This is a genomic window from Gordonia sp. KTR9 (assembly GCF_000143885.2).
In the GTDB taxonomy this organism is placed as follows: Bacteria; Actinomycetota; Actinomycetes; order Mycobacteriales; family Mycobacteriaceae; genus Gordonia.
Window position 1 is genome coordinate 1,957,907 of sequence record NC_018581.1, and the last position, 14,975, is coordinate 1,972,881.

Annotated in this window: 10 protein-coding genes and 1 riboswitch; of the genes, 4 read left to right on the top strand and 6 right to left on the bottom strand. The window is 69.3% G+C overall.

Annotated elements, in window-relative coordinates; all coding sequences use genetic code 11:
* Positions 1-4,617: an ATP-dependent helicase gene (locus tag KTR9_RS09715; RefSeq protein ID WP_014926242.1), complete on the bottom strand. Its 4,617-nt coding sequence runs from the start codon at positions 4,615-4,617 to the stop codon at positions 1-3.
* 61 nt (positions 4,618-4,678) lie between these two features.
* Positions 4,679-4,779: riboswitch (cobalamin riboswitch) on the top strand.
* A 59-nt stretch (positions 4,780-4,838) separates the two neighbouring features.
* On the opposite strand from KTR9_RS09715, the gene KTR9_RS09720 reads away from it, so the two are divergent.
* The 4 genes from KTR9_RS09720 to KTR9_RS09735 all read left to right on the top strand — a co-directional run bounded on the left by KTR9_RS09720 (position 4,839) and on the right by KTR9_RS09735 (position 7,795).
* Positions 4,839-5,075 (top strand): CbtB domain-containing protein, encoded by a 237-nt coding sequence (locus KTR9_RS09720; RefSeq protein ID WP_010841933.1) that lies wholly within the window; start codon positions 4,839-4,841, stop codon positions 5,073-5,075.
* Positions 5,076-5,116: 41 nt separating this feature from the next.
* On the top strand, positions 5,117-5,947 hold the full coding sequence (locus KTR9_RS09725) for a CbtA family protein (protein ID WP_014926244.1): 831 nt from the start codon (positions 5,117-5,119) through the stop codon (positions 5,945-5,947).
* 13 nt (positions 5,948-5,960) lie between these two features.
* Complete coding sequence (locus KTR9_RS09730; protein WP_014926245.1) at positions 5,961-6,455, top strand: histidine phosphatase family protein; 495 nt, start codon at positions 5,961-5,963, stop codon at positions 6,453-6,455.
* A 116-nt stretch (positions 6,456-6,571) separates the two neighbouring features.
* Positions 6,572-7,795: an acyl-CoA dehydrogenase family protein gene (locus KTR9_RS09735; protein WP_044507826.1), complete on the top strand. Its 1,224-nt coding sequence runs from the start codon at positions 6,572-6,574 to the stop codon at positions 7,793-7,795.
* Positions 7,796-7,817: 22 nt separating this feature from the next.
* On the opposite strand, the gene KTR9_RS09740 is transcribed toward KTR9_RS09735, so the two are convergent.
* From KTR9_RS09740 to KTR9_RS09760, 5 genes are all read right to left on the bottom strand, one after another.
* On the bottom strand, positions 7,818-9,155 hold the full coding sequence (locus tag KTR9_RS09740; protein WP_014926247.1) for a diacylglycerol/lipid kinase family protein: 1,338 nt from the start codon (positions 9,153-9,155) through the stop codon (positions 7,818-7,820).
* Positions 9,152-10,621 (bottom strand): hypothetical protein, encoded by a 1,470-nt coding sequence (locus KTR9_RS09745; RefSeq protein WP_044507828.1) that lies wholly within the window; start codon positions 10,619-10,621, stop codon positions 9,152-9,154. The genes KTR9_RS09740 and KTR9_RS09745 overlap by 4 nt, the downstream gene beginning before the upstream one ends.
* 102 nt (positions 10,622-10,723) lie before the next feature.
* A complete protein-coding gene (locus KTR9_RS09750) occupies positions 10,724-11,152 on the bottom strand; it encodes a DUF7144 family membrane protein (protein ID WP_010841941.1) in 429 nt (142 codons plus the stop codon).
* A gap of 160 nt (positions 11,153-11,312) precedes the next feature.
* Positions 11,313-14,081 (bottom strand): molybdopterin-dependent oxidoreductase, encoded by a 2,769-nt coding sequence (locus KTR9_RS09755; protein WP_014926249.1) that lies wholly within the window; start codon positions 14,079-14,081, stop codon positions 11,313-11,315.
* Entirely contained in the window at positions 14,078-14,923 is an 846-nt protein-coding gene (locus tag KTR9_RS09760) for an FAD binding domain-containing protein (RefSeq protein ID WP_014926250.1), read from the bottom strand. Before KTR9_RS09760 ends, KTR9_RS09755 begins: the two co-directional genes overlap by 4 nt.
* Positions 14,924-14,975 lie beyond the last annotated feature (52 nt).

A 14,975-nucleotide genomic window follows, 5' to 3' on the forward strand; every position in this document is an offset into this window, starting at 1 on the left:
TCAGGCATGATCACCGAAGCGCAGGCGGATGCCGCGCGGTGTCGTCGAGAACCCGGCTTCGACGAGTACCTTGCCGAAGTCGGTGGCGCGCACGGGCTCGGAGTCGATGTGGTCGATCGTCAGGCGGGAGATCCGACCGCGCCGGACGAGCGCGACCAGCGCGCCGGCGGCCGACTCCAGCCGCGGGATCGAGTCGCTGAACGTGAGCAGCGTCTTGCCGCCGCGCTCGACGAAACTCACCAGTTCGCCGTCCACGAGCACCACCAGCGCTCCCGGTTTGCGGCCCGGGCGGTGGCCGGCGTCGGTGTCGCGGGACCGCGGCCACTCCAGCGCGGCCCCGAAGGGGTTGGCCGGATCCGTCGCGGCCAGCACCGTGGCCTCGCGGGGCGGTTTGCGATCGGGGAGCGCATGCCGCCGCAACTCGTCGACCGTGGCGGGCGAGGCGAACTGTGCTCCGCCGAGACCGTCGACGTAGTAGCCGCGGCGGACGTGTCCGTTGTCCTCGAAGACGGTGAGCGCCTTGTACACCCGCGCGAAGCCCCCCGTGACCTCCTCGGCGACGACGCTCCCGCGCGTGATCACGCCGTACCGGGTGAGCAACTGGTCGCACAGGCCCTGCGTGGCGATCGTCGGTTCGGTCGAGGGGTGGTCGAGAGCGAACCAGCGACCGCTCGCCGTCGGCGACACCGGTGGCGACGCGGAGTGCTCGGTCAGATACCGGGCCGACAGACGACCGGCGCGGAGCCGTGGTGCTCGCCCGCGTGCCCGATGAGCCGGGGCCGAGCGAGGTGCGGACGGGCTGCGCCGCGGCTGCAGGAGTGCCCGGACGGGCGCGAAGCTGTCGTTGCTGACCTGTCCGGCCCATACGAGGTCCCACAGCGCGCTCTCGATGTCGGCGGCCGGCGTGGCGGTGCCGGTGCTGATGTCGGCGGCGATCTGCGGGAATCGCAGCGCGCCACCGGGTTCGAGAGCGGCCGTGACCGCGTCGTGCACCGGGGTCGTGTCGATCTCGTCGGCGTCGGGCAGCGTGAGCACCGCGACGTCCGCCGGATGCAGGGCCACCCAGCCGTCGGAGTTCCCGATCCGACCGTGGCCGGACCAGATCACCTCGCCGGCGCTGAGCAGTTCGTCGAGCATGGGCGGTGCATAGTCGGAGATCCGGGCGGGCAGGACCAGTGACTCCCACGCCGACGCCGGGAGCGGGAACCCCGCCAGCTGGTCGATCACCGTCGCCACCCCGTCCACTCCCCGCAGTTGCGTGCCCGGCGAGGCGTGCTGCCAGTCGGCGAGGAAACGGGCGAGTACGTCGGTGCCCACCGGCGCCACCTCGGCGCGGCTCGCGGCGAGCGAGCCTCGGCGGATCTGACCGAGCACGTCGGTGTGACACCACTGACCCTCGCGGGGGGCGGTGTCGGCGCCGCTCTCCGGCAGGAAATCGCCTTCGACGACGCGTCGTTCCGCGGCGAGGCGGTTCAGGGTGTCGCGCACGACCCCGGTGGCGACACCCAGGGCGGCGGCGGCCTCCGGGACGGTGAACGGGCCGTGGGTGCGGGCGTAACGGCCGATCAGGTCCCCGACCGGATCGGGCACCGGTTCGAGGTAGGCCGCCGGGATGCCGAGCGGCGCCGGAACCCCCAGCGCGTCGCGGAGGCGGGCGGTGTCGTCGATCGCGGCCCACAGGGCGCGAGCGTTGTGGTTCACCGAGATGATCTGCCCGACGCGGTGCAGTTCGGTGAGCAGCTCGGGCGCGGGCGTCTCGCCGCGGTACCTGGCCTCGACCTCCTCGGTGGTGAGGGGCCCCAGCCACCGCAACAGGTCGACGACGTCCTCGGCGTCGCGGGCCTGGCGTTCGGGGGACAGGCGCTGGAGCCGGGCGATCACCTCGGCGATGACGGCCGGGTCGAGCAGTTCCCGCAGGTCGACGCGTCCGAGCAGTTGTGCGAGCAGACTGGTGTCGAGGGAGAGTGCGGCCGCTCGGCGCTCGGCGAGCGGAGCGTCGTCGGCGTACATGAACGCCCCCACGTACCCGAACAACAGTGAGGCGGCGAAGGGAGACGGGCTCTGCGTCTCGGTCTCCACGACCCGGATCCGGCGCGTGCGGATGCGGGTCAGCAGATCGAGGAGCGCGGGGAGGTCGTAGACGTCCTGCAGGCATTCGCGAACCGCCTCGAGCACGATCGGGAAATCGGGGAACTTCGATGCGACGGACAGCAGTTGCGCGCTGCGCTGCCGTTGTTGCCACAGCGGGGCGCGCCGCCCCGGATCCCGTCGGGGCAACAGCAGTGCGCGTGCGGCACATTCGCGGAACCGGGACGCGAACATCGACGAATCGGCGAGCCCGTCGGTCACGAGTTGCTCGACCTCGTCCGGGTCGAGGAGGAACATGTCCGCCCCCGGTGGGGCGTCGTCGGTGTCGGGCATGCGCAGGATGATGCCGTCGTCGGAGGCCGTGGTCGCGCCCTCGATCCCCAGCGTCTCCAGCAACCGCTGCGAGATGGCACTCGCCCAGGGTGCGTGGACACGTAAACCGTAGGGGGAGTGCAGGATCACTCGCCAGTCGCCGAGCTCGTCGCGGAACCGTTCGACGACCAGCGTGCGGTCGGTGGGCAGGTGGCCGGTCGCCTCGCGCTGTTCGGCGATGAGTGTCGCGAGGTTGGTGCGGGCGTTCTCGGTCAGTCCCAGGCGATCCGCGTGGTCGTCGAGCTTCCCGGGATCGGCGATCGACTGGGTGAACGCGCCGATCGCGGCCCCGAGTTCGGCGGGTCGTCCGATCGCGTCGCCGATCCAGAACGGCAACCGGCCCGGCTGACCGAACGCGGGCGAGACCAGGACGCGGTCGTGGGTGATGTCCTCGATTCGCCAGCTGGTCGCCCCCAGGGCGAACACATCGCCGACCCGCGACTCGTAGACCATCTCCTCGTCGAGTTCGCCCACGCGAGTGGCCTTCTCGCCGACCATGAACACGCCGAACAGGCCGCGGTCGGGGATCGAACCGCCCGAGGTGACCGCGAGGCGCTGGGCTCCGCGGCGGCCGGTGATGACTCCGGCGTCGCGGTCCCAGTTGACCCGGGGGCGCAGCTCGGCGAACTCGTCGGACGGAAAACGTCCCGCGATCAGGTCGAGGGTCGCGTCGAAGACGCCCCGGCCCAGTTCGCGGTAGGGCGCCGCTCGCCGCACCACGTCGTACCAGTGGTCCACCTCGAGGTCGTCGACCGCGGCGGCCGCGATGGTCTGCTGGGCGAGGATGTCGAGGGGGTTCTGGGGAACCTTGATCTCCTCGATCGCCCCGTCGAGCATCCGGCTGACGGTCACGGTGCAGTGCAGCAGGTCGGTGCGGTGCTTCGGGTAGAGGATGCCCTGGCTGATCTCGCCAACCTGGTGTCCCGCGCGACCGATCCGCTGCAGTCCGCTGGCCACCGACGGCGGCGACTCCACCTGGATCACGAGATCGACCGCGCCCATGTCGATACCGAGTTCGAGTGAGCTGGTGGCCACCACGCACGAGAGTCGTCCGGCCTTCAGGTCGTCCTCGATCTGGGCGCGCTGCTCCTTGCTGACCGAGCCGTGGTGTGCGCGGGCGAGTACCGGCTCCGCACCGGAGCTCGCGCCGCTGCCCATCACGAACGCCGGGGCACCGCCGGCGACCGACGGATTGCCGGTCGGTTCGGCCGGTTCGCCGTGGCGTTCGGCGTGGATCTCGTTGAGCCGGGCGGTGAGTTTCTCGGCCAGGCGTCGCGAGTTGGCGAAGACGATCGTCGCCCGGTTGGCCTCGATCTGGTCGACGATCGAGGCCTCGACGTACGGCCACAGCGAGCCGGCGGTCGGCGAGAACGCGTCGTCCAGCGCGGCGGGATCGGCATCGGACACCGGGGGCGGGATGTTGGCCATGTCCTCGACGGGGACGTCGACGCGCAGGTCGAACGTCTTGTCGGCTTTGGGTTTGACCACCTGACACGGCGCGGCGCCGGACAGGAACCCCGCCACCACCTCAGGCGGGCGGACCGTCGCCGACAGTCCGATCCGCTGGGCGGGCTTGTCCAACAGCTCGTCGAGGCGTTCCAGGGTCAGCGCGAGGTGGGTGCCGCGTTTGGTCGCGGCGACCGCGTGCACCTCGTCGACGATGATCGCCTCCACACCGGTGAGGCTCTCCCGCGCGGCCGAGGTGAGCATCAGGTACAGCGACTCCGGGGTCGTGATGAGGATGTCGGGTGGGGTCTTGACCAGGGCGCGGCGGTCGGCGGCCGACGTGTCGCCCGAGCGCACGCCCACGGTGATGTGCGGCTCCGGGAGATTGAGTTCCTGGGCGGCGCGGGTGATGCCGGTCAGCGGTGCGCGGAGGTTGCGCTCGACGTCGACGGCCAGTGCCTTCAGTGGCGAGATGTAGACGACCTTGGTGCCCGCGGGACGGCTGTCGGGGTCGGCGGCGAGCCGGTCGAGGGCCCAGAGGAACGCCGCCAGGGTCTTGCCCGACCCGGTCGGCGCGATGACCAGGGTGTTCGCGCCGTCGGCGATGGAGGTCCAGGCGCCCTTCTGCGCGGCCGTGGGCGAGGTGAACGCGCCCGTGAACCATCGTCGGGTGGGGGCGGTGAAGCGGTCGAGCACCGAAGCGCGGGGCATCTCTCCACTATGTCTCACACGTACGACAGGACGCGGTATACAGTCATCCCACGCCTGTACGGGGAATCCGGTGAGAGTCCGGAACGGTCGCGCCACTGTGAACGCTGCCCATCGACGCGGTCGACGTTTCGACGGTGACGGGGAGACGTGAGTCAGGATGCCGTGCCGGCGTGCACCATATCCACGGACTCTCCGACGCGAGATCGGCGAAAGGACCCACCATGACAGCTCCTCGTACCACCGCGGTTGCACAGGCCGCACCGGCCCGTGCCCTGGCCGTACCGAACCTCTCGGTCGCGAGCACCGCCCTCTGGCTGAGCCTGACCGTGCTGCTGGCCGGTCTCGCCTACTACTTCCTCGGGTACGACCAGGGTGTCGTGTCCGTTTTCGGTTCCGACACCCACGTGCACGAGTTCGTGCACGACGCCCGTCACTTCCTCGGCTTCCCCTGCCACTGAGCCGGCCTCGCCGGCCACACCGACAGGAAGTCGAATTCAATATGGAGAAGAAGTTCATCGGCGCCGGCCTGCTCGCAGGTCTGATCGCCGGAATCGTCTCGTTCGTGTTCGCCCGGTTCTACCTCGAACCGGTGGTCGGCAAGGCCGTCGACTACGAGGGCGCCCGATCGGAGGCCGAGGAGGCGCTGGCCCACGCTGCCGAGCCGGGCGGCCACACCCACGGTGAGGGCGGTGAGCTGTTCACACGCGCGATGCAGGAGAACCTCGGTGCCGGCGTCGGCAACGTCGTGTTCGCCCTGTGCATGGGTGCGTTCTTCGCGGTGGCGTTCACCGTGCTGTGGAGCTACGTCGGCAGCCGTCACCCGGCCACCGATCCGCGGGCGGTCGCCGGCGCGCTGGGCGGGATCGGTTTCGTGGCCGTGTTCGCCGTGCCGTTCTTCGCCTACCCGGCGAACCCGCCCGCCGTCGGCGACGACGACACCATCGGCGAACGAACCGGCGCCTTTCTCACCATCACCGTCGCGTCGGTGATCCTCGCGATCGCGGCGGTCGTTCTGGCACTCTGGCTGCGCCCGCGGATCGGCGGATTGATCTCGGCGGTCGCCGGCACCGCGGCCTACCTGGTCGGGGTCGCGATCGTGCTCGCGTTCCTGCCGTCGTTCAGCGAGGTCCCCGAACCGGTCCGCAACGACGCCGGCCAGATCGTGTTCCCCGGTTTCCCCGGTGACGTGATCGGAGATTTCCGGGTGTACGCGATCGCCAACCAGGTGATCCTCTGGACGGTCCTCACCGTTGTCTTCGCCTTGCTTCTGGGGGCGATGGCGCGATCGCGGACCGCCGATCGCGCACCGGCGGTGTCCTCGCAGGGCTGAGGCGATCGGTCACATGGACATCATCACCGCCGGTCGCACCGGCCCGAATCGGTCGGTGCGATTCGGCGGTGATCCGGTCCTGGACGAGCGCGGCCGTTCATCCGTCCTGCGGCTCGCCGCGTCGATGACCCGATCCGTCGACACCTGCGGGCCGGAGATCTCGACCCGGGAGACCGCCGAGTTGCTCGGTTCGACACCAGACCTCGTCGTCGACGACGCGCTGCGGACCCTGGACGTCGGGACGTGGGCGGGCCGTACCCCGGAGGACATCGATCCGGCCGAACTCGGCGGGTGGTTCGCCGACCCGGGAGCACGGCCGCATGGGGGCGAGAGCGTCTCCGATTTCGTCGACCGCGTTCACGCCTGGCGCGCCGCGCAGACGCGCCACGGCGATCGGTGTGTGGTGGTGGCGATGCCGGTGGCGCAGGCGCTGCTGTGCACCGATGCGGGACGGTTCTTCGCGCACGAGGTGCGCCCGGCGACGCTGTACACCTGCGCCGACGTGTGAAAGGAACAGATTCGCGACCACGTACCTAGACATCGGCAGTGACTCCTGACACAGTTGGGGACGACGAAACTGAAACATGTTCGCCCCCGGGCGGACACCGGTCTGGGAGTGTGACGATGTTCGAGTGGTCCGATGAAGATCTGATGGTTCGGGACGCCCTGCGGGCGTTCATCGACAAGGAGATCCGGCCACATCTCGACGAGCTCGAGTCCGGCGTCCTGCCGCCGTATGACATCACGCGCAAGCTGCTGTCGAGCTTCGGTGTCGACGCCATGGCCAAGGATGCGCTCGAGAAGGAACTCGAGGCGGAAGCCAAAGGGGAGAAGAAGTCCTCCGGCGACGGTGGCGGCATGGGTGGATCGATGTTCATGATGGTCAACATCGAGCTCGCGGGTGTCTGCCTCGGCCTCGTCGCATCTCTGGGCGTGAGCATGGGGCTCACCGCCTCGACGATCCGCGGCAAGGGCACGCTGGCCCAGAAGAAGCGCTGGCTGCCGGAACTGGTCACGATGGAGAAGGTCGGCGCCTGGGCGATCACCGAACCCGACTCAGGGTCGGATGCGCTCGGCGGCATGAAGACAACGGTTCGTCGTGACGGTGACGACTACATCCTCAACGGACAGAAGACGTTCATCACCAACGGCCCCTACGCCGACACCATCGTCGTGTTCGCCAAGCTCGACGACGGCAGCGGAATCCCGATGCGGGATCGCAAGGTCCTGTCGTTCGTCCTGGACAAGGGAATGCCGGGCCTGATCCAGGGCAAGCCGTTCAAGAAGATGGGCATGATGAGCTCGCCGACGGGCGAGTTGTTCTTCGACAACGTGCGCGTCGGCAAGGACCGTCTGCTCGGCGAAACCGAGGACACCGGTTCGGATTCGCGTGGATCCGAAGGCGCGAAGGCCGGTTTCACCGCGGAGCGCGTCGGCATCGCCGCGCTGTCACTGGGCATCATCAACGAGGCACAACGTTTGTCGATCGACTACGCGAAGAACCGGAAGCTGTGGGGTCAGGAGATCGCCCAGTTCCAGCTCATCCAGCTCAAGCTCGCCGAGATGGAGGTCGCTCGGATCAACGTGCAGAACATGCTCTTCAGTGCCCTCGAACGCGGCAAGGCGGGTAAGCCGCTCAGCCTCTCCGAGGCATCGGCGATGAAGCTCTACTCGTCCAAGGCGGCCACCGATGTCGCGATGGAGGCGGTGCAGCTGTTCGGCGGCAACGGTTACATGGCCGAGTACCGGGTGGAGCAGCTCGCGCGAGATGCGAAGTCGCTCATGATCTATGCCGGCAGCAACGAGATCCAGGTGACGCATGTCGCCAAGGGGTTGCTGCGCGGCTGAGGCTCCGCCGCTCCAGCTGTGGTCAGGAGGCGCGGTGCGGATGCCACGCGAGGTACCACAGCTGGAGCCAGTCCAGTTGCGGTGGCGCGACCCGGGTCTCGGGGCGGTGGCGGGGAACGCGCACGCGGAGTGCGCCGGGCGTGATGGTGCAGCGCACCGGCGTCGTGAGCTGTAACGATTCGCCGTCGACCCCGACGGGGATGACGTCGGCGTCGGCGTCGACGGTCACCTCGGTGGCGGTCCGCTGGACCAGTCCACGGTCGTGCGTGCGGCGTAACAGACCGACTGCCTGCCGGGTGTCGGACACCGAGACGGTGACGACCCCGAGGAGTCCCTCGTCGATGCGGGTGCGGCGGCCGAGCCCGGCGACGTCGTTGGTGGCGTAGGGGCCGTTGCTGACCAGGATCGCCTGGGGATCGGAGACGGGCTCGTCACCGATGACGGCACGCAATCCGGACCTCGACCCTCTCCCGAGGAGGTCGGGGAGCATGCGTAACACCGTGCGCGTCTTGTCATCCCGGTACTGAGGGCTCTGGACGACCTCGGCGTAGATGCCGAACGAGGCGTTGTTGACGAAGGGGCGACCGTTGATGTGACAGAGGTCGACGCGGAACTCGACGCCGTCGCGCAGCGCGTCGAGGCACCGCGCCGGATCCTGGCGGTCGAGTCCGAGATCGAGGGCGAAATGGTTTCGTGTCCCGGCACTGACGACCAGGAAGGGCACCCCGGATTCGGCGGCCACTCCCGCGACGAGCGCCTGGGTGCCGTCGCCGCCGGCGACCCCGAGCAGGTCGGCCCCGCGGGCCACGGCGTCCCGGGCCAGTTGGGCCACGTCGATCTCGACGGGCCCGCTCAGCAGCGCGACTTCGGCGCCGAGGGACTCGGCTTTGCGCTGCAGGTCGAACCGGCCGACCTTCCCGCCGCCCGATCGGGGATTCATGATGATGAACGGACGGTGGACGTCCGGAGCCGGGTGTTCGGGCATGAGGGAGTCGACGCGGGACGGTCGTAGCGCTCGCCGGCCGCACCCGACCGCCGCGGCCGCCAGCAGTGCGGCGACGATCACCACCCACAGCTGACGCTCGCGGATGAGGAACACCGCGAGCACGGCCACCGGCAGCAGGGCGAGTGCGGCCGAGACCACGCGGACGACACCGCGGCTGATCAGGAACCAGTACGCTGCCGCGACGATGACGACGACGCAGGCGCCGCAGATCGCCAGGAGACCCAGCAGCTGGAGCAGTCCGGCGGCGGCCACCGGTAGCAGGATCGCCGCGACGGCCAGCGCCATGGCCGCGCGCGCCCACCACCGGCGCGTCGTGGGCGGTGCGACCTCGGCGGCAACCGATGCCTGGCTCATACGGTCTCGACGACCGACGTCGCCTCACCCGGTGGCGTCTCCTGATCCGGCGACTTCTGATCCGGCGACTTCCGAGCGGGCGTCTCGTCATCCTCGACCCAGCTCTTCGCCGGCCTGATCACGAGTTCGAGGATCAGCAGGGCGAGGAGCCCGAAGACGGCGATGAGCAGGACCACCAGCCCGGTCGGATAGCTCCAGAACACCAAGAGCAATGCGGCGATGCCGATGATCGCGCTGCGGAGCGCGATCCGTGCCCGGAACAGGCTCTCCTCGAAGGTGTTCGGCGGTCGCGTCCGACGCATCCGCTGCACCGAGTCGAGCCCTTGGGCGAATCCACGCCGAACCGCCGCGGCGGACGAGGACCCGCCCAACAGATAGGCCCCGACCGCGACCACGAGGCCGAGGACCGCCACGGCACGCAGGGCGAGACGTAACGGGTCGAGCACGGTGTCGATGATGGCGGTCGCGGCATCCGGAGCGAGGATGTCAGGAGGCATCGCGTCGAGGTACAGTCCTCGGCCGATCAGCAGTGCGATGGCCAACACGAGCATGGCGAGGACGAGCGAGAGGCCCGCAAGCGAGAAGGCGCGCATGCGCCGACCGCGGGGTGCGACCGCGACCGCGGCGAATGCCAGGGCGATCGTCAGCCAGGGCAACACGTCGGCGGCGGTGTCGAGTGCCGAGACGGCGCGTTGGGCGCGAACGAGTTCGGGCGAGCGGAAGAGGACGAACTGCTTGTCGACCGCGGGGATCTTCTCGGCGAAGGTGAAGCCGCGGTCGAGCAGGCGCGCCTTGACGTTCTCGATCACGGTGCCGAGTGAGATGCTCACCGTGCCGGAGTCGTCGACCGTCACCGACGACGGTCCGACGTCGCCGGTCACGACTGCGACCAGGGCGGTGTGAGCGGCCCGATTCGCCTGCAGCCACAGCGATTCGAACTCGTCACTCGCGACGAACGACGACACGGTCTGCTGGACGAATCCGCGCGCCTGGCCGGCCAGCACCGGAGCGAGGCCCTCGACCGCACGATCGACGCGCGGCGCGTTCTGGGTGGCCGGCACGGCGTCGGTCAGTGTCGTCAACGCGGCGGCGGTGAGGCCCTCGACGTCGATGCGGGTGAAGATCTCGTCGGTGATCGTGTTCGAGATCTCCGCTTGGACTGCGGGATCGGAGGCGAGTGGTGCGACGGTGCTGATGTAGCGGTCCGTGTCGAGGATCTCGCCCCGGACGAAACGCGACGTCACGGAGGTGATCGCGAGGATCGCGACGAGGACGCACAGGACCCCGACGGCGAACCAGCGCCACCGGTGTCGCGACGCCGCAGCAGATGAGGACGAGGGCGGTTCACCGCCGACGGTGTCGCGCAGCCGGGCGACTTCGGCTCGTAGACGTTCGAGTTCGGCGCGCTCGGAGTCGGTGATCCCGACACTCTGCTCGACGTTGTTTCCGTTGGTGTCCGTGGTCATGTCGACGCCGCCCTTCCGGCCGCTGGTCGTCTGGAGATCCGTGGTCGAGCGAGCACGCTCCACCGCCGAGGCCGCGCCTCGCCGGTGGAGCGTGAACGGGTCCTAGCGGTACTCGGCCTTCGGGTGCCAGGTGGACACGGCCCAGATGACGACGACGTCGAGAGCGATGATCAGGATCGACCACCACGGGTAGTAGGGCAACCACAGGAAGTTCGCGATGATCGACAGACCGGCGATGACGATCGCGGTGAACCGCGCCCACGTCGCGCCGGTCATCAGTGCGATGCCCACGATGACCATCACGACGCCCAGGGCGACGTGTATCCAGCCCCAGGTGGTGAAGTCGAGCTTGTAGACGTACTCCACGCCGCGGACGAAGACCTCGTCCTCGGCGACCGCGGCGATCCCCTGGGCGAGCTGGACTACACCTAGGACGGTCAGGATGATCGCGGCTCCGATGGAGGTTCCCGCGGCGATGCCCTGTCTGACGGGTGGACGGTCGTTCTCATGGATGGGTGCGGTGTGAGTCATGATGACGCCCTTCTCTGGACAACTCCGACAATGTGGAGTGTCCTACCAGGCGTCTCGCCCCGCAAGCGTTCCGAGAAGAGCGGGCGCAGATTTGTGACAACCATGCCGTCGATTCGATACGACTGTCCCACAATGCCTTACGCGCAGCTAACGAGTCCGGTCAGTCCGCATTCCGGCCGAGACGCCAGATCCGGTCTCGCGACATCGGCGTCTCACAGGGCCGGGTGCCCAGCGCGCGGCGGATCGCGTTGGCGAGTGCCGGCGCGACCGGATTGTAGGGCGACTCGCTCATCGACTTCGCGCCGAACGGACCCAGTTCGTCGCTGGTCTCGGCGAAGTGGACCTCGGTGACGGGGATATCGGCCATCTGCGGCACGCGGTAGGTCCGGAAGACGTTCGTCACCGGCCGTCCGCGCTCGTCGATCATGATCTCCTCGTACAGGGCCGTCCCGATGCCTTGTGCGACACCACCTTCCACCTGGCCGCGGCATTGTTCGGGATTCATCACGGTGCCGGCGTCGGCCGCGTGCACGGACTGCAGTATGCGTACGGTGCCGGTCTCGGTGTCGACCGCGACGCGGAACGCCTGCACGTTGAACGCGATGGACCGCATCTCGCCGCGTTCGGCGCCCGCGGCGACAGCGCGCGGTCCGGCGGGGTGGTCGACCCGGAACGACGGATCGACGGAGCCGATGAGGTCGGTGAACCCGACGATCCGGCCGTCGACGAGAGCGCCGTCCGCGACGAGATCGATCTGTGCCGCCCCGGTTCCGGTGAGTTGCGCCGCCGCGCCGACGAGTGCGTCGCGCAACGCGAGGCAGGCCGAGTACACGGCCTTTCCCGCGACGGTCGTGCCGGCCGAGGCGAATGCCCCGGTGTCGTGGGCGACGGCGTCGGTGTCGCCGTGCCACAGAGAGACGCGATCCAGCCCGGTCGACAGGGCGGTGGCGACGATCTGGGCGTGCACCGTGGTGGTGCCGTTGCCGAACTCGGCGGTCCCGACGCCCACGTGGTAGGTCCCCGCGGCGTCGACCGCGACGGTGACGTCGGCGAAGTGCCCGCGCGGGGCCATGGTCGCGATCGCGGCGATGGCCATACCCTCGCCCACGCGCCAGCGTTCACCCGGCGGTGCCTCGACCCCGTTGCCGGCGCGCATCGCCTGCTCGGCGAGGTCGAGACACTGGTCGAGTCCGTAGCTGCCGTAGACCAGGTCGACCTCGGGTTCGGCGCGCGCGATGAGCAGTGGATCGCCGTCGGCGACGGCATTGCGCCGCCGGAACTCGAACGGATCGATGCCGAGTTCGATCGCGAGTTCGTCCATCGCACTCTCCACGGCGAAGACCACCTGGCCGAGGCCGTAACCGCGGAACGCACCCGACGGCGGGTTGTTGGTGTAGACGACCTCCGCGTCGAGTCGTTTGACCGGGCAGTTGTACACCGACACCGATTCCGCGCAGGCGTGGAACATCACGCCGATGGCGTGGTTGCCGTAGGCGCCGGTGTCGGACAACAGGTTCACGCGCAAGCCCGTGAGCCGACCGTCCGCGTCGGCGCCGACATCGACCGTGACCCGCATCGGATGACGGTAGGTGGTGCGGGTCAGCTCGTCCGTGCGGGTCATCTCGTAGGCGCAGGGTCTACCGGTGCGGAGTACGGCGAGGGCCACGAGATCCTCGGTCAGCATCTCCTGTTTGCCGCCGAATCCTCCGCCCACCCGGGCGCTGAAGACCCGGATGCGTTCTGGTGGCAGGTCGAAGAGGACTGCGAGTTCGTTGCGGACGAGGAACGGGACCTGCGTGCTGGTCCGGATGACCAGGCGGCCGTGTTCGTCGAACCACCCGATCGAGCCATGTGTCTCCAGCTGGGCGTGCGAGACCCGTCCGCTGGACCAGGTACCGTGCACGGTCGCCGTCGACGCGGCGAGCGCATCGTCGACGTCACCGCCGAAGCCCTCGTGGAAGGTGGCGACGACGTTGCGGTCGGCCTCGGCGACCCGGTCGGCGGGGGTGCGATCGGGGTGGAGCAGCGGCGCACCCGGAGTCCGGGCCTCCTCCGGGTCGAACACCGCGGGGAGCACCTCGTAGGTGACGTCGATCAGCGCCAACGCCTGATCGGCCACGGCGGGGGACGAGGCGACCACCGCGGCGACCCGCTGGCCGACGAACCGCACGATCGGGTCGAAGATGAGCGTGTCGTCGGGGTCTTCCAGTCGGTTCTCGTGACGTCCCGTGGAAAACCTCGGGGTCGACACGTTCTCGTGGGTCAGGATCAGCTCGACGCCCGGCAGCGCGGCCGCGTCGGTGGTGTCGATGGTGGTGATCCGTGCATGCGCGTGCGGTGATCCGAGCACGTGGATGTGCAGGGTCCCGGGCGTGGGGACGTCGAAGGTGTACGGCTCGGTGCCGGTCACCACCCGCCGGGCCGCGAGCGGGTTGACCGAGGTGCCGACGAGGGGACGCGGATCCGCCGCCGGGGGCGGCGCGGTCGTGGTGGCGGGGGGTGCGACGGCCGCGGTGATCGCATCCCGGATGGACCGGTATCCGGTGCAGCGGCAGATGTTTCCCTTCATCCGCCGCGGCAGGTCGGGAAGATTCTCGGCGGTGACGGTCGAGGCGGTCACGATCATCCCCGCGGTGCAGAACCCGCACTGGAACCCGAAGTTGTCGACGAAGGACTGCTGGACGGGATGCAGGTCGTCCGGGGTGCCGAGCCCGGAGACCGTCGTCACCGACTTCCCGGCGGCGCGGTGGGCGGGAAAGATGCAGGAGTGCACGGGTTCGCCGTCGACGAGTACCGAGCACGCCCCGCAGTCCCCGGCGTCGCAGCCCTTCTTGACCTCGTAGTGGGCGTGTTCGCGCAGCAACATCCGCAGGCACTGTCCCGCAGCGGGTTCGGCTTCGAGATGCTCGCCGTTGACCTCGAATTTCATACGTGGGCTCCGAATCCCTTGTCGCTCAGCGGCACCCATTCGGCCAACTCGGTCCGGATCTCCTCGCCGAGGACCGCCGAGACTCCGCGGCGCCAGTCGGCCGAGCCCATCGGATCGGTGTAATAGCCGCTCGCCGCGACGATGTCGTCGTGGAGCGCGTCGCGGGTCGGTAATCCGGGGTAGCGCAGGACCGTCGGCCACTCGGTGGCCGCGGTGATCCCGAAGGTGGCGGCGCCGTCGTCGTCGATGCGGCCGGTGACCACCGCCCCCGAGCGACCGAGTTCGGCGAGGGCGATCGTGCGAACCGCGGTGTGTGCGCGCAGGGCGTGACCGGGGAAGTCGATGGCACGCAGGACTTCTCCCGGTCCGAGGAGATTGATCCCGTCCCCGATGACCAGCTCGGCGACGGGCAGATCGCGGTCGGCGCCGGTGGGTGCCCACACGTGTGCGGTCGCGTCGAGTCCCACCGCGAGGGAGACCATCGACGCGGCGGCGAACGATCGGCAGATGTTGCCGCCGACCGTGGCCATGTTCCAGATCTTGAACGATGCCAGCAGCGCGTTCGCGCAGTGCGCGAACATCGGATGGGCCCTGAAGCCCGGACGCGGGGGCAGCGCGGCGAGCTCGGCGATCGTGCAGGTGGCCGCGATCCGCAGGCCGCCTCCGGGTAGATCTTCGACAGGTGCCCAACCCATCTCGCTCAGGTCGACGAGTCCGGTGGTGGCCGGCTGCGGCTCGGAGAACACCCACGTGCCACCGGCGACGATCTGTTCGCCGGGACCGGGGAACGCCTCCTCGCGGGTTCGGGCGAACCGGTAGTGGGAGACGGCGGTGAGGTCCATCAGCGTGCCTTGTCGAGGAGGCGGGGTGCAGCGGTGGGTGGCTCCCACCGTA